General features: G+C 32.3%; 18 protein-coding genes. 5 read left to right on the top strand and 13 right to left on the bottom strand.

All coding sequences use genetic code 11. The features are described from left to right. Positions 1–13 precede the first annotated feature (13 nt). From rpmC to rpsL, 13 genes are all read right to left on the bottom strand, one after another. A complete protein-coding gene (rpmC, locus tag GQS58_RS02835) occupies positions 14–205 on the bottom strand; it encodes a 50S ribosomal protein L29 (protein WP_100947456.1) in 192 nt (63 codons plus the stop codon). Positions 206–216: 11 nt separating this feature from the next. After that, a complete protein-coding gene (rplP, locus tag GQS58_RS02830; protein ID WP_165732601.1) occupies positions 217–648 on the bottom strand; it encodes a 50S ribosomal protein L16 in 432 nt (143 codons plus the stop codon). A gap of 22 nt (positions 649–670) precedes the next feature. Continuing rightward, complete coding sequence (gene rpsC, locus GQS58_RS02825) at positions 671–1,396, bottom strand: 30S ribosomal protein S3 (RefSeq protein ID WP_166382664.1); 726 nt, start codon at positions 1,394–1,396, stop codon at positions 671–673. A gap of 11 nt (positions 1,397–1,407) precedes the next feature. After that, positions 1,408–1,812, bottom strand: a complete 405-nt coding sequence (gene rplV, locus GQS58_RS02820) for a 50S ribosomal protein L22 (protein ID WP_166382662.1) — start codon at positions 1,810–1,812, stop codon at positions 1,408–1,410. 6 nt (positions 1,813–1,818) lie between these two features. Further along, a complete protein-coding gene (rpsS, locus tag GQS58_RS02815; RefSeq protein ID WP_068451508.1) occupies positions 1,819–2,097 on the bottom strand; it encodes a 30S ribosomal protein S19 in 279 nt (92 codons plus the stop codon). Positions 2,098–2,103: 6 nt separating this feature from the next. After that, on the bottom strand, positions 2,104–2,928 hold the full coding sequence (gene rplB / locus GQS58_RS02810) for a 50S ribosomal protein L2 (RefSeq protein WP_166382660.1): 825 nt from the start codon (positions 2,926–2,928) through the stop codon (positions 2,104–2,106). Positions 2,929–2,940: 12 nt separating this feature from the next. Beyond that, the gene (rplW, locus tag GQS58_RS02805) at positions 2,941–3,231 is read right to left on the bottom strand and encodes a 50S ribosomal protein L23 (RefSeq protein WP_166382658.1); all 291 of its coding nucleotides are present in this window, start codon (positions 3,229–3,231) and stop codon (positions 2,941–2,943) included. A gap of 9 nt (positions 3,232–3,240) precedes the next feature. Then, positions 3,241–3,870 (bottom strand): 50S ribosomal protein L4, encoded by a 630-nt coding sequence (gene rplD, locus GQS58_RS02800; RefSeq protein WP_165732598.1) that lies wholly within the window; start codon positions 3,868–3,870, stop codon positions 3,241–3,243. Further along, a complete protein-coding gene (gene rplC / locus GQS58_RS02795) occupies positions 3,870–4,487 on the bottom strand; it encodes a 50S ribosomal protein L3 (RefSeq protein ID WP_165732597.1) in 618 nt (205 codons plus the stop codon). Before rplC ends, rplD begins: the two co-directional genes overlap by 1 nt. Before the next feature lie 352 nt (positions 4,488–4,839). Continuing rightward, positions 4,840–5,145: a 30S ribosomal protein S10 gene (rpsJ, locus tag GQS58_RS02790; RefSeq protein WP_004568745.1), complete on the bottom strand. Its 306-nt coding sequence runs from the start codon at positions 5,143–5,145 to the stop codon at positions 4,840–4,842. 19 nt (positions 5,146–5,164) lie between these two features. After that, positions 5,165–7,282, bottom strand: coding sequence for an elongation factor G (fusA, locus tag GQS58_RS02785; protein WP_166382656.1), 2,118 nt, complete (start codon positions 7,280–7,282; stop codon positions 5,165–5,167). A 5-nt stretch (positions 7,283–7,287) separates the two neighbouring features. After that, complete coding sequence (rpsG, locus tag GQS58_RS02780) at positions 7,288–7,767, bottom strand: 30S ribosomal protein S7 (protein ID WP_087522435.1); 480 nt, start codon at positions 7,765–7,767, stop codon at positions 7,288–7,290. Positions 7,768–7,904: 137 nt separating this feature from the next. After that, complete coding sequence (rpsL, locus tag GQS58_RS02775; protein ID WP_018943587.1) at positions 7,905–8,279, bottom strand: 30S ribosomal protein S12; 375 nt, start codon at positions 8,277–8,279, stop codon at positions 7,905–7,907. Between the two features lie 176 nt (positions 8,280–8,455). Between rpsL and GQS58_RS02770 the strand changes: the two genes are divergently transcribed. The 5 genes from GQS58_RS02770 to GQS58_RS02750 all read left to right on the top strand — a co-directional run bounded on the left by GQS58_RS02770 (position 8,456) and on the right by GQS58_RS02750 (position 19,755). Next, positions 8,456–10,120 (top strand): POTRA domain-containing protein, encoded by a 1,665-nt coding sequence (locus tag GQS58_RS02770; RefSeq protein ID WP_166382654.1) that lies wholly within the window; start codon positions 8,456–8,458, stop codon positions 10,118–10,120. 116 nt (positions 10,121–10,236) lie between these two features. After that, positions 10,237–13,488, top strand: a complete 3,252-nt coding sequence (locus tag GQS58_RS02765; RefSeq protein ID WP_166382652.1) for a SusC/RagA family TonB-linked outer membrane protein — start codon at positions 10,237–10,239, stop codon at positions 13,486–13,488. Between the two features lie 11 nt (positions 13,489–13,499). Beyond that, positions 13,500–14,927, top strand: coding sequence for a SusD/RagB family nutrient-binding outer membrane lipoprotein (locus GQS58_RS02760; protein WP_166382650.1), 1,428 nt, complete (start codon positions 13,500–13,502; stop codon positions 14,925–14,927). A gap of 26 nt (positions 14,928–14,953) precedes the next feature. Continuing rightward, positions 14,954–16,126: a hypothetical protein gene (locus GQS58_RS02755; protein WP_166382648.1), complete on the top strand. Its 1,173-nt coding sequence runs from the start codon at positions 14,954–14,956 to the stop codon at positions 16,124–16,126. A 371-nt stretch (positions 16,127–16,497) separates the two neighbouring features. Continuing rightward, on the top strand, positions 16,498–19,755 hold the full coding sequence (locus GQS58_RS02750; protein WP_166382646.1) for a SusC/RagA family TonB-linked outer membrane protein: 3,258 nt from the start codon (positions 16,498–16,500) through the stop codon (positions 19,753–19,755). Positions 19,756–19,757 lie beyond the last annotated feature (2 nt).

Here is a 19,757-nt window from a genome sequence, read left to right as displayed (position 1 = left end):
ACTGACTATAGAATTATTGTAATTCTCTTTTTGTTAATTCTGTTGCAATTCTTGCTACAGTTCTTCTTAAACCTCTCAATTGCAATGGATTCTCCAAAGGAGTTATTGCGTGAGCCATTTTAAGATCAGTATAATTCTTTTGCAACGCTCCAAGCTTTTCATTAAGATCAGCTATAGATAATTCTTTTACTTCAGATTGTTTCATTTTATTTAGAATTATGCGTTAATATCAAAATCTCTTGCTACTACAAACTTCGTTTTTACAGGAAGTTTTTGAGCTGCTAAACGTAAAGCTTCTTTTGCTACTTCTATCGATACTCCACCGATTTCAAACAAAATTCTACCTGGTTTAATAACTGCAACAAAATGATCTGGTGCTCCTTTACCCTTACCCATACGTACCTCTAAAGGTTTCTTAGTGATAGGCTTGTCTGGAAATACTTTAATCCATAACTGACCTTCTCTTTTCATATGACGAGTTGCCGCGATACGAGCTGCTTCTATTTGACGAGAAGTTAATAAATTCTGGTCTAGTGATTTGATACCAAACATTCCATTAGAAAGTTGATTTCCTCTACCAGAAATACCAGTCATATTTCCTTTCGACTTCTGTACCTTACGGTATTTTACTCTTTTTGGCTGTAACATTTTTAATTTCTAATTTTAAAAATTATTTTCTTTTACGAGGTTGAGGACGTTTAGATCTATCACCACCACCTTTATTACCACCTTGTTTTTTAGACAAGCCAACTAATGGAGATAATTCTCTTTTTCCATAAACTTCACCCTTCATAATCCATACTTTAACACCTAGTCTTCCGTATTGAGTATGAGCTTCTACAAGTGCATAGTCAATATCAGCTCTAAAAGTAGAAAGTGGAATTCTTCCTTCTTTATAATGTTCTGAACGTGCCATTTCAGCTCCGTTTAAACGACCTGAAATTTGAATTTTAATTCCTTCAGCGTTCATACGCATAGTAGCCTGAATAGCCATCTTAGTAGCTCTCTTGTATGAAATTCTATTTTCAATTTGACGTGCAACACTAACTGCAACTAATTTTGCATCTAATTCTGGACGTTTAATTTCAAAAATATTAATTTGAACTTCTTTACCTGTAATTTTCTTAAGCTCTTCTTTTAACTTGTCTACCTCTTGACCTCCTTTACCAATAATGATACCTGGACGTGCAGTAGTGATAGTAACGGTTACAAGTTTTAAAGTACGCTCTATAATTACTCTAGAAACACTTGCTTTAAATAATCTAGCATTTACATACTGTCTTATTTTAAAATCTTCAGCTAATTTATCTCCGTAGTCATTACCACCGTACCAGTTAGATTCCCAACCTCTGATGATTCCTAAACGATTTCCTATTGGATTAGTTTTTTGTCCCATTTCTACTTTGATTAATTGCTTAAATTTTTACTACCTAACTCTAAAGTAACGTGATTAGAACGCTTACGAATTCTATGTGCACGCCCCTGTGGAGCTGGTCTTAATCTCTTTAACATTCCTGCGCTATCAACACAAATTGTTTTTACAAATAATTTAGCCTCTTCTATAGATGCCTCTTCATTTTTAGCTTGCCAGTTTGCAATTGCAGACAACAACAATTTCTCTAAATTAATTGAAGCTTCTTTTGGGCTAAATTTTAAGATTTGTAAAGCTTTTTCAACTTCAACTCCTCTTATCTGATCTGCGACTAAACGCATTTTTCTCGGTGATGTAGGACAGTTAGTAAGCTTCGCGAAAGCACGTTGCTTTCTATCTGCTTTTAACTGATCTGCCATGTTTTTTTTACGAACTCCCATATCCTACTATTTTTTTCCTTTATTTTTTGCACCAGCGTGTCCTCTAAAAGAACGAGTTGGTGAAAATTCGCCTAATTTATGCCCTACCATGTTTTCTGTTACAAAAACTGGTACAAACTGACGTCCGTTATGAACAGCAATAGTTTGTCCTACAAAATCTGGAGTAATCATACTTGCTCTAGACCAAGTTTTAATTACAGTTTTGCTACCAGCTTCTACATTAGCTAACACTTTTTTCTCTAATTTATAGTGAACGTAAGGTCCTTTTTTTAATGATCTTGCCATAACTTATTATTTCTTTCTACGTTCTATAATGTACTTATTACTAGCTTTAGTCTTAGATCTAGTTTTAAATCCTTTAGCAGGAATACCATTTCTAGATCTTGGATGACCTCCAGAAGCACGACCTTCACCACCACCCATTGGGTGATCGACAGGATTCATTCTTACTGCGTTAACTCTTGGTCTTCTACCTAACCATCTTCTTCTACCTGCTTTACCAGATACTAATAATTGATGATCTGAATTAGATACAACTCCAATAGTAGCCATACATGTTAACAAGATTAATCTTGTTTCACCAGAAGGTAACTTAACTGTTGCATACTTACCGTCTCTTGCCATTAATTGAGCAAAAGAACCAGCAGAACGAGCCATAACGGCACCTTGACCTGGACGTAATTCAATACAAGAAATTGCAGTTCCTAAAGGAATTTCACTTAATGACATTGCATTTCCAATTTCTGGAGCAATAGCACTACCTGCTACAATTGTTTGACCTACTGTTAAACCGTTTTGTGCAATTACATAACGCTTTTCTCCATCAGCATAACTAAGTAAAGCAATAAATGCAGTACGATTTGGATCGTACTCTATAGTTTTAACTGTTGCGGGAATACCTGCTTTATCTCTTTTAAAATCGATAATACGATATCTTTGTTTATGACCACCACCTATATTACGTGTTGTCATTCTACCCTGACTGTTTCGACCTCCAGATCGTTTTTTCGGAGCAAGTAAACTTTTCTCCGGCTTATCAGTTGTTATGGTGTCGAACCCATTTACAACTCTAAAACGCTGACCTGGTGTTATTGGTTTTAATTTTCTAACTGACATTTTTGTCTTTTCTTAAAGATTGTTATAAAAATCAATGCTTTCTCCTTCTGCTACTTGAACGACAGCCTTTTTGTATCCACTTTTAATACCAGTAACTAAACCTTTTTTAGTAAACTTAGTATTTCTTTGTATTGGATAGTTTAAAGTCTTAACGCTTAAAATAGAAACACCGTAAGTTGCTTCTACAGCTCCTTTGATTTCTAATTTATTAGCTTTTTTATCTACAATAAATGTAAAGCGATTATATACTTCGCTATCATTTGTTGCTTTTTCCGTGATAATAGGTTTTATTAAAATACTCATTATGAATCCCTATTTGGTTAAATTTGTATTAATTCCTTCTAAAGAACCTTCAGTAATAATAATCTTACTAGCATTTAAAATACCATAAGTATTTAAATCTGCAGCATTTATTACTGTAGTACCTTTTAAGTTTCTAGAAGATAAATACACATTCGTATTTAATCCGTTCAAAACAAATAAAGATCTTCTAGCATCTAAAGCTAATGCACCTAATAAATTTGTGAAGTTTTTTGTTTTTGGACTATCAAATTCAAAATCCTCAATAACTACTAAGTTATTATCTGTTGCTTGAATACTTAAAGCAGACTTACGTGCTAAACGCTTTAAGTTTTTATTCAATTTAAAAGAATAACTTCTTGGTCTTGGACCGAACATACGCCCTCCACCTCTAAAAACACCAGACTTGATAGATCCTGCTCTTGCAGTACCAGTTCCTTTTTGTTTTTTTATCTTTCTTGTAGAACCAGTAATTTCTGCTCTTTCTTTAGACTTATGCGTTCCTTGACGTTGGTTAGCCAAATATTGCTTTACATCTAAATAAATTGCGTGATCGTTAGGTTCTATTCCAAATACATCTTTAGAAAGCTCAACCTTTCTACCTGTATCTTTTCCTGTAATATCTAAAACTGCTACTTCCATTATTTCTGAATAGTTACAAAAGCATTTTTGTGTCCAGGAATCGCTCCTTTAACAACAAGTAAGTTCTTTTCAGCAACTACTTTTAATACTCTTAAGTTTTGTACTTTCACTTTATCTCCACCCATACGGCCTCCCATTCGCATTCCTTTGAATACTCTTGCAGGATATGACGCAGCACCAATAGAACCCGGAGCTCTTAAACGGTTATGCTGTCCGTGAGTAGCTTGACCTACACCACCAAAACCATGACGTTTTACAACACCCTGAAAACCTTTACCTTTAGATACACCAGATACATCAACGAACTCGCCTTCTTCAAAGTGACCTACTGTAATAGAATCTCCTAATTTAAAACTCTCTTCAAATCCTTGAAATTCAACGACTTTTCTCTTAGCAGTGGTACCAGCTTTTTTAAAGTGGCCATCTAACGCTTTGTTAGAACTTTTTGCTTTTTTGTCATCGAAACCAAGCTGTAACGCACTATAGCCGTCAACCTCTTCGGTTCTGACCTGAGTGACAACGCAAGGACCTGCTTCGATTACAGTACAAGGAATATTCTTCCCGTTCTCATCGAATAAGCTGGTCATCCCAATCTTTCTTCCTATTAACCCAGACATTTAGTTAAAATTTTAGACGATAGATCTATTTATCCAGCGCGTCTATATTAATAATTTATTTTTTGAAACAATTGTTTCATTTTCGTCCTTTAAATTTCGACCAAAAAAAACAGCGCAAACAAATTCAACGCTGATTTTGTTTTTTCCGTTTTTCCTTCGCGAAACGCTCTGGACATGTTACTATTTCTTAATTTTACTCAAAAAACAGCGTCACCCTACTCTATTTCGGGTTGCAAAAGTATAAAAAACTTTCGGTTTAACAAAATTAAACCGAAAGTTAATATAAAATTACTTTTTTTTTAGAGAGTCTCACTTTCATGAGAACTTCAATTAAAGTTTAATTAAAGTTTAATTAAACTTTAATTTCTACTTCAACACCACTTGGTAACTCAAGTTTCATTAAAGCATCAATAGTTTTCGAAGAAGAACTATAAATGTCTAATAATCTTTTGTAAGAAGCTAATTGAAATTGCTCTCTAGATTTTTTATTTACGTGTGGAGAACGTAATACAGTGAAAATCTTTTTATGTGTTGGTAATGGTATTGGTCCGTTTACAACAGCACCAGTACTTTTTACCGTCTTTACAATTTTTTCAGCAGATTTATCTACTAAATTGTAATCGTAAGACTTTAATTTAATTCTAATTTTTTGACTCATCTTGTAAATATTAAGTAGATTAACCTTTAGATTTTGCAATTACTTCTTCCGATACATTAGAAGGAGTTTCTGCATAATGTGAAAATTCCATAGTAGATGTTGCTCTACCAGAAGACATAGTTCTTAAAGCTGTAACATATCCAAACATTTCAGATAAAGGAACAATTGCTTTTACAACTTTAGATCCAGCACGATCACTCATGTCGTTAACTTGACCTCTTCTTCTATTTAAATCTCCAACGATATCACCCATGTTAGCTTCTGGAGTTAACACTTCTACCTTCATTAAAGGTTCCATGATTTTTGCTTTTGCAGATTTTGCAGAAGCTTTATACCCCATTCTTGCAGCTAACTCAAAAGATAATGCATCAGAATCCACTGCGTGGAAAGACCCATCTCTTAAAGTAACTTTCATTGAATCCATTTCGTATCCTGCTAATGGACCATTCTTCATAGCTTCTCTGAATCCTTTCTCTACAGAAGGAACAAATTCTCTAGGAACATTACCACCTTTAATAACAGAATCGAATTGTAATCCTTGAACACCTTCATCTGCAGGCCCTATTGTAAATGCAATATCAGCAAATTTACCACGACCACCAGATTGCTTTTTATAAACTTCTCTATGATCAGTTACAGCAGTGATTGCTTCTTTATATTCAACTTGAGGCTGTCCTTGATTAACTTCAACCTTAAACTCACGTTTTAAACGATCTACAAGTACATCTAAGTGCAACTCACCCATTCCAGAAATAATAGTCTGTCCTGAAGCTTCGTCTGAACGCACTGTAAAAGTAGGATCTTCTTCTGCTAACTTAGCAAGTCCAATTCCTAATTTATCTACATCCGCTTTTGTTTTAGGCTCAACAGCAATACCAATTACTGGATCTGGAAAATCCATAGACTCTAATACAAGAGGGAATTTTTCAGCAGTTAAAGTATCTCCTGTTTTAATAGATTTAAAACCTACAGCAGCTCCAATATCTCCAGCTTCAATATAATCAATTGCATTTTGCTTATTCGCATGCATTTGATAAATACGAGAAATACGTTCTTTTTTACCTGAACGGTTATTTAAAACATAAGAACCAGCATCTAAACGACCAGAATATGCTCTAAAAAACGCTAAACGACCAACAAAAGGGTCAGTAGCAATTTTAAATGCTAAAGCAGCAAAAGGTTCATCTACACTTGGCTTACGTAATTCTTTTTCTTCTGTATCTGGATTCACACCAATAATACCTTCCTTATCCATAGGAGAAGGCAAGTAACGACATACAGCATCTAAAAGAAACTGAACACCTTTGTTTTTAAATGCAGAACCACAAATCATTGGAATGATTGCCATATCCATAACAGCAGCTCTAAGTGCAGCATGCACTTCATCTTCTGTAATAGAATTTTCATCTTCCATGAATTTCTCTAAAAGATTCTCATCATAACTTGCAACTTCTTCAATAAGGTTTGCACGTAATAATTTAGCTTCTTCTTTTAAGTCTTCAGGAATATCTACAACATCAAATGTTGCACCCATTCCTTCTTCATGCCATATAATAGCTCTATTTTTAACTAGATCTACAATACCTTTAAAGTTCTCTTCATCACCAATGTTTAAAACAATTGGCACAGCGTTAGAACCTAACATAGTTTTTACCTGACCACAAACCATCATAAAATCAGATCCTTGACGGTCCATTTTATTAACAAATCCGATACGAGGCACTTTATAGTTATCAGCAAGTCTCCAGTTAGTTTCTGATTGAGGCTCAACACCATCAACTGCAGAAAATAAGAAAACTAAACCATCCAAAACACGTAATGATCTATTTACTTCTACAGTAAAATCTACGTGACCTGGAGTATCAATAATATTAAAATGGTAATCTTTAGTCTCTGGAAGTATTTCAGCATTTTCTTTTGGAAATTGCCAAGTACAAGTAGTTGCAGCAGAAGTAATTGTAATACCTCTTTCCTGCTCTTGCTCCATCCAGTCCATTGTAGCTGCTCCATCATGCACCTCACCTATCTTGTGAGAAACACCTGTATAAAACAATACACGTTCTGTTGTTGTAGTCTTACCAGCATCAATGTGCGCAGCAATACCAATATTTCTTGTATATTTTAAATCTCTAGCCATTTCTATTAAAATCTGAAGTGTGAGAACGCTTTATTTGCTTCTGCCATCTTGTGAGTGTCAGTACGTTTTTTAACTGCAGCTCCTTCTTCTTTAGCCGCAGCTAAAATTTCAGCAGCTAAACGCTGTGCCATCGTTTTTTCGTTTCTCTTACGAGTATACAAAATCATCCATTTAATAGCCATAGACACTTTACGGTCTGGTCTAATTTGCATTGGTATTTGGAATGTTGCTCCACCAACACGACGAGATCTTACTTCTACGTGAGGCATTACATTAGACAAACCATCTTTCCAAATTTCTAAAGCCGACTTCTCTTCGTCTTCTCCTTTTCTTTCTTCTACTAGCTCTAAAGCGTCATAAAACACTTTAAACGCTACAGACTTCTTACCGCTCCACATTAAGTTATTCACAAAACGCGTTACTAACTGATCGTTAAATTTAGGATCCGGTAATAAGACTCTTTTTTTTGCTGCTCTTTTTCTCATGTCTTTTACATTAAAAAAGTTAATTAATTTGTTACTAGCTCTTTGTCACAAAACATTAAACCAACAGCTAAAAGCTCAAGAAAAACTCAAACTACTAACTACCACCTTAAAGCACTATAACCCTTTACCGATAACTCTTACTTCTTTGGGCGTTTTGCACCATACTTTGAACGTCTTTGGGTTCTACCCTCAACTCCCGCTGTATCTAATGCACCACGTACTACGTGATATTTAACACCTGGTAAATCTTTTACCCTTCCACCTCTAACTAATACTATCGAGTGCTCTTGTAAGTTATGTCCTTCACCTGGGATGTATGCGTTTATCTCATTACCATTTGTCAATCTAACTCTGGCAACTTTACGCATTGCTGAATTAGGTTTCTTTGGTGTTGTAGTATAAACACGAGTACACACTCCACGTCTTTGAGGACAAGACGACAAAGCAGCCGATTTACTCTTCTTAGTTATTTTGGTTCTTCCTTTACGAACTAATTGTTGAATAGTTGGCATACTAAATTATTACTGTTTTTCGTTTATAATTAAACCTTTACTCTTTTTTAAGAGTCCGCAAATGTACAATTATTTTCTAATTATTCAAGTATCAGCAAGTTATTTTTTCTTAATGTTTGTTTTTTCGTTAATTATTAGGATTTTCTTTTACTTTTGATTCTTATATTTTATCCATTTTGAATAAAAAAATTACTCCTTATATATGTATGCTACTTGCACTGCTTTCTTATACAGAAACCTTTGCACAAGCATCTTCTTTAAAACTTACTTCGATAAATAAAACAGAAGCTGCCGTTTTAAATAAAATTAATTATCAAAAAAAACACATAGACACCGTTTTATTAGACTTAGAAATTAATAGAATTTCTGAGTATTTAAAAAACTTAGGTTATTTTACAAACACAATAGATAGCGTTAAAAACACAAACCAGCAATACATTGTTTACTTTAATCTAAATAGTAAAATAGACAGTGCCATTATTACAACAAATAAAGGTTCTGAAATTTATTTAGAAAAATTTAAAATAAAAGAAAACACATTTTCTATTCCAATAGAAAAACTACAAGCCACACTCTCTGAAATTTCTACAAACCTAGAACTAGAAGGAAAGTCTTTTTCTAAAGTGAAATTAAAAAACATCACCATTAAAAGCAAAACACTTTTTGCCCATTTAATAATTAATCCTTCTAAAAAAAGAACGCTAAATAAAGTAATCATAAAAGGATATGAAAATTTCCCTAAATCCTATTTAAAAAATTACTTTAACATAAAATCGTCAGATATATTTAATCAACAAAAAATTTCAGAAATATCTGAAGCATCTAATAATTTAGATTTTATTAAGGAAATTAAATCTCCCGAAATTTTATTTACAAAAGACTCTACATTATTATATATGTATTTAAAAAAACATCAGAATAATAGTTTTGATGGAATTATAGGTTTTGCATCTAAAGAAAATGGAGATCTCTTATTTAATGGGAATTTAGAAATACAATTAAACAACATTTTAAATACTGGTGAAAAATTTGGCTTGTTCTGGAATAGTATTGGTGAAGAAAAACAAGAATTAAAATTAAATACAGAAATACCATACATATTCAACTCTAGATTTAGCCCAGAATTAACTTTCTCTATCTATAAACAAGACTCTACATTTATAAACTCAAAGTTTGATTCTAAGATTGGATACCACATTAATTCTAAAATTAAATTATCATTGACTTATAATGCTGAAAAATCTGAAAATCTAAAAGAAAAATTATCTAATAATATTGAAACCTATAGTAATTATTTTTTAGGGGTTCAATTAAAATATAGTATCCCTAAAAATGATTATTTCTTAAACAATAAATTCCAACTAGACATAAACCCTAGTTTTGGTAGCAGAGAAACAACTAACAAAACTACGAACCAATTTAAAATTGAAGGATCTACATCTTATTTATGGGAATTAAATTCACGAAATAGTATTTTTATCAAAAACAAAACAGGTTACTTAAATTCTGATTCTTATATTAATAATGAACTATTTAGAATTGGAGGCGCAAGTTCCATAAGAGGTTTTAATGAACAAAGTCTATTTACTAATAAATACACATTTGTAAATTTAGAATACAGATACTTAACATCAGAAAAATCTTACCTATATACCATAACAGATTTGGCTAAAGTAAATTTAAACTCTAAAAAACAAAATCTAATAGGATTAGGCTTAGGCTATTTATTTAATACAAGTAACTCACAAATAAATATGAGCCTTTCTTTAGGAAAAGCCAAACAACAAGAAACAGACCTTAAGAGCATTAAACTAACGATAAACTGGAAAAATTATTTTTAATTATTCGCAACAACTTAACTCCGATTAACCTTCTTTTAACATTTTTTAAGAAAAACAATTGCACAATAGATAATTAATACAGATATTTGAGTAAAATAATTCAAATTCAAATAATAATGAAAACAAAGTTTAAAGGATTTTTTACGCTACTATTAGCGTTTCTGATGCAAATTTCTTTTGCACAAGAAAAAAAGGTTTCTGGGACTGTATCAGACGCATCTGGCACACTACCTGGAGTAAGTGTAGTCATTAAAGGCACAAACAGTGGAACACAAACAGATTTTGATGGAAAATATTCTATCACAGCAAAACAAGGAGATGTCTTAAGTTTTAGCTATGTAGGATTTAAAACTATCGAAAAAACAATTGGAAGCACCAACATAATTAACATAGCAATGGAAGAAGATGCTAGTGTTCTTGATGAAATTGTTGTTACTGCATTAGGTATTAAAAGAAGTAAAAAATCTTTAGGATACGCAACACAAGAAATTGGAAATGAAGAGCTATCAACGGTAAAAGAATCAAATGTACTTAACCAACTTTCTGGTAAAGTTGCAGGTCTTTCTATTCAAAGAACAAATAACATGGGTGGGTCTACCAATGTTGTTATTAGAGGGCAAACGTCTCTAACCGGTTCAAACCAAGCTTTATTTGTTATTGATGGTGTACCAATTTCTAACAGAAACACAAATACAGGAACTCAATCTCAAGGAGCTACCGGTTATGATTATGGAAACCCTGTTTCTGACATTAACCCAGATGACATTGAATCTATGAACGTTTTAAAAGGATCTGCAGCAACTGCACTATATGGTTCTAGAGCATCAAATGGTGTTATTGTTATTAATACTAAAAAAGGTAAAGGATCTAATTCTAAAGACTACTCAGTATCAATATCATCTAATGTTACTACTGGAAGTATAGATAAAAGTACTTTTCCAAAATTTCAAAGAGGTTACGGTGCTGGTTATGGTGGAAACCAGTATAATTTTGCCCCATCAGACTTTAATGGTGATGGTATTATAGATAACTACTCTAACGTAAACGATGATGCTTCTTATGGACCTAAATTTGATTCTAATTTAAATTTAATACAATGGGATGCATTATACCCTCAATTACCAGACACTTATGGTGTTGCTTCTCCTTGGACAGCAACTAAAAATGGACCAATAACTTTCTTTGAAACTCCAACTTCTTACACAAATTCAGTTTCTGTGTCAAAAAGACTTGACCAAGGTTCATTTAGACTTTCATACTCTAATTATGATGCTACAGGCTTATTACCAAATAGCTCACAGAGTAAAAACACATTCTCTTTAGCTGCAACTGCTAAGTTAACAGATAAATTAGAAGCAACAGGTTACGCAACTTACATTAATACAGCAACGGTTGGTAGAAACTCTACAGGATACAATGACAATATTGTAGGTTTTATGCGTCAATGGGGGCAAAATAACGTTGATTATAAAAAACAAAAAGATGCTTACTTTTTAACACGTGAAAATATTACATGGAACCCTAAATCACCTACCGATTTAACACCAATATATTGGGATAATCCATACTGGACACGTTATGAAAACTTTCAAAGTGACGGTAGAAATAGATTTACTGGTTATGCTGAGTTAAAATATGAAATTATAGAAAACCTTAGTGTAACAGGTAAGGCTTCTGTAGATCAGTATAGCGAAATACAAGAAGAAAGAAGAGCTATTGGATCTGTACCTACTGCGTTTGGTATTAACGAAGGAAGTGACGGTAGTTACAATAGAAGTGATCAAACTTCTGGATATTTAAGAAGAAACATTAACTCTAGAGAAACAAATTTAGATGCATTAATAAACTATTCTAAAGACTTCTCTGATGATTTAAGCTTTAGCGCATTCTTAGGTGGAAACATAAGAAACAGTACTTTAAACATGATTACAGCTGCAACAAATGGTGGGTTAAAAGTACCTGGTGTATATTCTCTTCAAAACTCTACCGATCCATTACCTAACCCTAAAGAAAGAGACGAAACTATAGAGGTTCAAAGTTTTTTTGCTGGTGCTACTCTAGGATACAAAGATTTCTTATTCTTAGAAGGTACATTGCGTAGAGATAAAACATCTACTTTACCAACTGAAAATAACTCATACTACTACCCTGCAGTATCTGGTTCTTATATATTTTCTCAGAACATGGAATCTAGTTTTATCAAATTTGGTAAATTTAGAGCTAACTGGGCACAGATTGGAAATGCTACAAGTTTTGATCAAATAAATGACACTTATACAAGTTTAACTTCTTTTCAAGGAAACGCTGCCGCAGCTGTTAGTAACTCTAAAAAGAATCCTAATTTAAAACCTGAAATATCTAGATCATACGAAGTAGGGTTAGAAATGAAGTTTTTAGAAAAAGGAAACCTAGGTTTTGATGTTGCTTACTACAAAACAAATACAACAGATCAAATTGTACCTGTTTCTGTAAGTGAAACTACTGGATATTCTAGTAAAATTATAAACGCAGGAGAGTTAGAGAACAAAGGTATTGAAATATCTGCTTTTACAGAGTTTGACATAACCGAAGACTTAAAATGGAATTTAAACGTTAACTGGTCTAAGAACAAAAATACAGTTGTATCTTTAGCAGAAGGTTTAGATGAATTATTGTTAGGTTCTTTTAATGCACAAGTTGTAGCAAGAGTAGGAGAATCTTATGGTTCTTTGAAAGGGAATGATTATACTTATAATGAAAATGGACAGAAAATAATAGGTGCAAACGGAATACCTGTAGCTAGCGCTTCTGACCAGATTATTGGTAACGGTAACGCAGATTGGTTAGCAGGAATTAGAAACACATTTTCATACAAAAACTTATCTCTAAGCTTCTTTATAGATATTAGACATGGTGGAGAAATGTTTTCTTTAGATCAACGTTATGGGCAAGCTACAGGAGTTTTAGCTAGTTCAGATTACATTAACGACTTAGGCAACCCTGTAAGAAATACACTGGCAAATGGTGGTGGTTTTATTTATGAAGGAGTTTATGCAGACGGTACACCAAACACAACTAGATTAGATGCAAGTGGTTTTGGTAGTACAGGTTATCAAACACTTCCTTTAAGTGAGTTTGTTTATGATGCTTCTTTCGTTAAATTACGTGAAGTTAGTTTAGCTTACAGCTTCCCAAAAGATGTTGCTTCTAAATTATCTTTAGATAACTTATCTTTAACACTTGTCGGTTCTAACTTATGGATCATCAGTAAAAACATACCTGATGCAGATCCTGAAACAGGTTTTGGTGCTGGTAATATTCAAGGTTTATCTTCTGGATCTTTACCTACTACTAGAAATTTTGCACTTAATGTTAAACTTCAATTTTAATACATAGAAAAATGAAAAAAAATATAATAATAGCCCTTTTTGCTTTAGTTACACTTTCTTGTACTAAAGATTTAGAAGAACTTAACGTAAATAAAAAAGATTTTGCCATCACTACAGATGCATCTCTTTTTACTAGCGCACAGTATAAGTTATTTAACCAAATAACAGAAACTAGTGTAAATGAGAATATTTTCCGTCTTATAATGCAGAACTGGACAGAAACTACTTATACAGATGAAGCAAATTATGATTTAAAGACAAGAAATATTGATGAGTTTCATTGGGAAACCCTATACAAAGATGTACTAAAAAACTTTAAAGAATCTAAAAGTTTAGTATCAGGTTTACCAGATGTACAAACAAATAAAGTAGCAACTATAGAACTTTATGAGATTTACACCTATTATGTTCTAGTTACTTCATTTGGAGACGTTCCATACACTGAAGCATTAGATATAAATACATTAAACCCAGTTTTTGATAATCAAGAAACAATCTATAATGATTTACTTGATAGACTTGATGCTAATGTAATTTCTAAGTTTATAACTAGTGAAGTTGGTTTTTCTTCTTCAGAAGATATTGTTTATAATGGAGATATTTCACAATGGTTAAAATTCGCAAACTCTTTGAAACTTCAAATGGGTATGTTAATTGCTGATTCTGATCCTGCAAAAGCAAAAACGGTAGTTAACGCAGCAATAACCGGCGGTGTATTTACTTCTGCAGCAGATAATATGAAAATAGCATTTGAAAGTGCTGCTCCTTACACAAGCCCCATTTACGCTGCTCTAGTATTATCTGGACGTGATGATTATGTTCCTACAAATACTATTGTAGATATGATGACAAGCTTAAATGATCCACGTAGAGATGACTTTTTTACACTATACGAAGGTGTTTATAAAGGAGGTATTTCCGGAGAATTAAACTCATTCAGTCAATTCTCACACGTTTCTGATAAAATTGGAAAAGACCCAACATTAGAAGCTCCTTTGATGACCTATTATGAAGTTGAATTTTTATTAGCAGAAGCTATTGAAAGAGGTTTTATTACTGGTAGTGCAGAAACTAATTACAATAATGCAATTGCTGCTTCTATAAAATATTGGGGAGGAACTGATGCAGAAGCTAACACATACTTAGCGCAAGGAAGCGTAGCATACGCTAGCGCAACTGGTAACTATAAACAAAAAATAGGAACTCAAAAATGGTTAGCTTTGTATAATAGAGGTTTTGAATCTTGGACAGAATGGAGACGTTTAGATTTCCCTGTTTTAACAGCTCCTGCTGATGCTAAAACAACCAACAACCAACCTCCTTACAGATTAACATACCCAACGGTTGAACTTTCTTTGAATGAAACTAATTTAAATGCTGCCAGCACAAGTATTGGCGGAGATGAATTAGAAACAAAACTATTTTTTGATAAACTTTAATTAAAATAATCATAAAAATATAAATTATGAAAAAACTTAAAATATTCTTTATTTTATCTATTAGCATACTTTCTTCTTGTAATGAAGATGAAAGTGAAATAAATTATGCTAATTTAGGCGCAAATATTGTATTAAATACAGCTACTATAAGTAACCTTGATGAAAACCATACCATGGAATTCTCTATTATAACGGCAGAAGATGTTACTGTAAGCGACATGCAATTAACAAGAGGAACAACTACAGTTAATGCATCAATAATAGGAGAAAAAGCAACCTTTAATTCTTCTATATTAGGCACATTAAACGGTCAAGAAGAAGATGGAGTTAATGTTAACGCTGTTACTACACTTTCTAACGGTAACCCTTATTCAAAAGATTTTACGATAAAAATCACTAAAGCAATTTCTTTAGAAAAAGGTTTAGATGCTATTGTTTACAACTCTACTGTTGGAGATACATTAACATTTAAAACGTCTACCAAATCTGCAACAATAGATAATGTATCTTTAGAGTGGAAAAAAGGAAAGGCTGGAACTTATGCATCTACTACACCTCTTGGATCTAATTTAAATGTTGAAGGAGATGAAATTATCTTTCTTAATTTCACCGATGCTTCTTACGGTTACAATTTAGCAGTAAAAGATACTCTTTATTATAGATTTATAGCTAAAAGTGGATCATTAACTGATTCATTAGAAACTTATATGCCAATAATAAGTCAAACTTTTGCAACTAGCAATAAGGTAACATTAAGCTCAGATCTTACTAAAAATAAACTAAACTTAAGTACCGCTACTTTTTACACAGACACTAATACAGAGGATGGTGAAATCAAATTTAAAAATAACAGTGGTTTTGAAAAAGAAGGAACTACAGATATTGATTTTGTAAAAGTTGGAGATTTATCTACTGAAAGTAACTACTACAATACAGTAGATAAACTTTATGCAGAAAAAGACTTACTAGTTGCAAAAAGGCTTTATGATGCAGGAACTAAACTGACAGAAGTTAGCGACACAGCAAATGGCGATTTATATATTTATAAAATAACTAGAATTGTTACAGAAGAAGGAAAACCTGACACTAATGTTACTACATATGGTATGATAAAAATAGCTGATATTATTACCACAAATGGAGGAACCAGTTTAACAGAAATATCTATTGAATTCGGAGAAGCTGAAATTAAACAATAAATACCTTAAACGTTCTTTTAAAGAGGTTGCCATAATTGGCAACCTCTTTTTTTTTAATATAAAAATGCAAGAGATACCGAAATATATTGAACTAATTTTTATAAAACATTTACTTTTAAATAATTAATAAGAGAAAAAAAAGCTTTAAACACACTTAATAAAGCAACAACTAAACTTTAACATAAATTAGGAAAAAGATTAAGATATCCTCATATTTCAAAAAAAAACAACATAAATAACTAAAAAACAACTGATTAACGCAAGAGTATTCAAATACAACCTTATCTAACCTAAAACTATTAATGTTAAAAAATTGTTTTATTAAGATTAATTTAAGACTTTTGGAATTAATTAATTCAAATAATTATACAATGAAGACAAAGTTTAATGGAATATTAACGCTACTCTTAGCGTTAATAGTGCAAGTTTCTTTTGCACAAGACAAAACTGTTTCCGGAACAGTTACAGAAAATTCGGGCCCTTTACCTGGAGTTAGTATATCAGTAAAAGGAACAAACAAAGGAACAGAAACTGATTTTGATGGAAAGTTCTCTGTACAAGTTAAAAAAGGGGATGTTTTAGTATTTAGATACTTAGGATTTAATACTGTACAAAAAACAGTAGGAGCTTCTAATGTTGTAAACGTAAAATTATCCGTTGATGAAGACAACATATTAGATGAAGTAGTGGTAGTCGGATATGGAACTACAACTAAACAAGCTTTTACAGGTTCAATTAAGGAAGTAAAAGCAGAAGTATTAGAGGCTAAAAATTTCTCTAATGTTTCTCAAGCGCTTGCTGGAGAAATTGCTGGTGTAAATGTAATTAACACTTCAGGACAACCTGGTACAGTAGCTCAAATTAGAGTTAGAGGTTTTGGTTCTGTTAACGGTAATAGAGACCCTTTATATGTAATCGATGGAGTACCAATGACAACATCTTCTTTCGACTCTAACGGAAATAGGTTTGATAATGGTAGTTTAAATTCAATAAACCCATCTGATATTGCAACTACAACAGTATTAAAAGACGCTGCTGCAACAGCAATTTATGGAGCTAGAGGTGCAAATGGTGTAATCTTAATTACAACTAAAACAGGTAAACGTGGTGCTTCCTCTATTGAAGTTGATGTAAAAACAGGTGTAAATTTACAATTGTTACCAAGATACGATGTAATTGACAGTGCAAATGAGTATACTGAGTTATCATGGATGGCAATGGCTAATAGAGCTTTATCAATTGATCCAACAAGTGATCCTATCGCTTATGCAAATGCTAATTTATATTCTAGTAGAGGTATAAACTCTAAATATAACAACTACAACGTAAGTAATGTATCAGAATTAATTGATCCAGCAACTGGAAAAATTCGTTCAGGTGTAACAACAAGATATACTCCTGAGAAATGGTCTGATAATGGATTTCAAACTTCTTTCTTAACTGAAGCTAACTTAAAAATGAGTGGTGGTACAGAAAAAACGAAGTATTTTTCATCTTTTGGTTTCTTAGATCATAAAGGTTATTTAAAAAATTCTTCATATAAACGCTATTCAGCAAGGTTAAATATTAACCATAAACCAAAAGAATGGCTAACTGCATCAGCAAATTTAGGTTATACATATGGAGAGACATTAGCAAATGGACAATCTGAAGATTCTGGTAGTGTATTTTGGTTTTCAGATAATATTCCTTCAATTTACCCTTTATACTCGAGAGATGATAGCGGTAATTTTATTCCTGATACTAGATATGGTGGAAATGAATATGATTATGGTGTAGGTAGAGGTTTCGGTGCATTAACAAATGCAATTGCAGATTCTCAATATGATAAAGATGGTAATAACCGTCACTCTGTAAATGGTAGCTTTTCTCTAAAATTAGATTTAGCAGAAAACCTTTCTTTTGAAACTCGTTATGGTCTTCAATATTACAATAGAAGCAGAAGTGTTATAAATAATCCTTTTTATGGATCTGCAGCAGGACAAAACGGAAGTTTATTTAAAGTTAGTACTACTGATATTACACAAAATTTATTAAATATTATTAGATATTCTAAAACTTTAGGTTCTCATAGTTTTGATGTATTAGCTGCACACGAAACAAATAAAAACCAATACGAATATGGTACAATTAGCAAGCAAAATGTAGTGAACTTACAAAACGGACTTGATCAAGCTAACAATTATGTTGTTAACTCATCTCCTGCTACTGGATATATGCTTAAAAGATCTTTAGAAAGTTATTTTTCTCAAGTTAACTATAACTATGATTCGACCTATTACTTAACAGGTTCAATAAGAAGAGATGGTTCTTCAAGATTCTTTCAACACAAATGGGGTACATTTGGTTCTGTTGGAGCTTCTTGGGTAATGAGTAATGAATCTTTTTTAAGCAATGTTGAATCAATTAACTTCTTGAAATTGAAAGCTAGTTACGGATTAGTTGGAGATGAAGCTGGTGCAGATTACTACAGTGGTCAAAACACTTATTCTATAAATAATTTATTAGGAGAAATATCTTTAGTTCCTAATAATATTCAAGACCCAAATTTAACATGGGAAACCTCTAAAATGTTTCAAACAGGTATTGAAGTAAGAGCTTTTAATAATGTTCTTGAGGCTAATATAGATTATTACATTAAAAATACTGATGATTTAGTATTCGATAAAAGATTATCACCATCAACTTCAGAAGCTTTAATTACAGTTAATGATGGAGCTCTAGTTAACAGAGGTTTGGAATTTGACATAACAACACACATTATTAGTAAAAGTGATTATAGCTTAGATTTATCATTAAATGGAGAAGTATTAAGTAATGAATTAACGCAAATGCCAATTGAAAAGTCTACAGGATTAGCTAAAGTTCTTGATCAAAGTGGAAACTATGGTCGTTCTAAAGGTCATAGTTTATATGATTTTTACATAAGAGAATGGTCTGGAGTAGATGTAAATAATGGAGATCCACTTTGGAATCAATATTATTTTGATGCTAATGGTAATGATGCCTTAGATTCTGGTGAAGCTATATCTAGTTTAACTGAATATAAAAATGCAAATCCAAACAACACTAATATTAAGAAAACAACAACTAATGTTTATGCAGATGCTACTCAAAAATATACAGGACACTCAGTAATCCCTGATGTAAGAGGTGCTTTTAGAATTAATGCAAGAATAAAAGACTTTACAATTAGTACTCAGTTTGCGTATAGTGTAGGAGGTTACGCTTATGATGGAGCTTATTCAAGATTATTGAGCAACGATCAAATAGGATCGAACAACTGGCATACCGATATTAGAAATAGTTGGAAAGAAGCAGGAGACATAACTAATGTACCAAAATTAATTAGCGATAGAAACACACAGGTTAACTCAATATCTACTCGTTTTATTACTTCTACAGACTATTTAGCTTTAAATAATGCTAGAATTGGTTATAATATACCAAGTAAGTATCTTACAAAAAATAATATTGCAGCAATAAGCTTATGGGTGTCTGGAGACAATCTTTTTATTAATAGTAAAAGAGGAGGTTTTAATCCAAATACTTCTGAAACAGGAGCAACATCTACTTATTCTTATGCACCTTTATCTACTCTTACATTTGGAGTAAGAGTTAAATTTTAATA

Origin of the sequence: Polaribacter sp. 11A2H (assembly GCF_011379025.1) — a bacterium.
GTDB lineage: Bacteria > Bacteroidota > Bacteroidia > Flavobacteriales > Flavobacteriaceae > Polaribacter.
The sequence above is the reverse complement of the archived record's forward strand: the minus strand, read 5'-3'. Positions and strand labels throughout refer to the sequence as shown.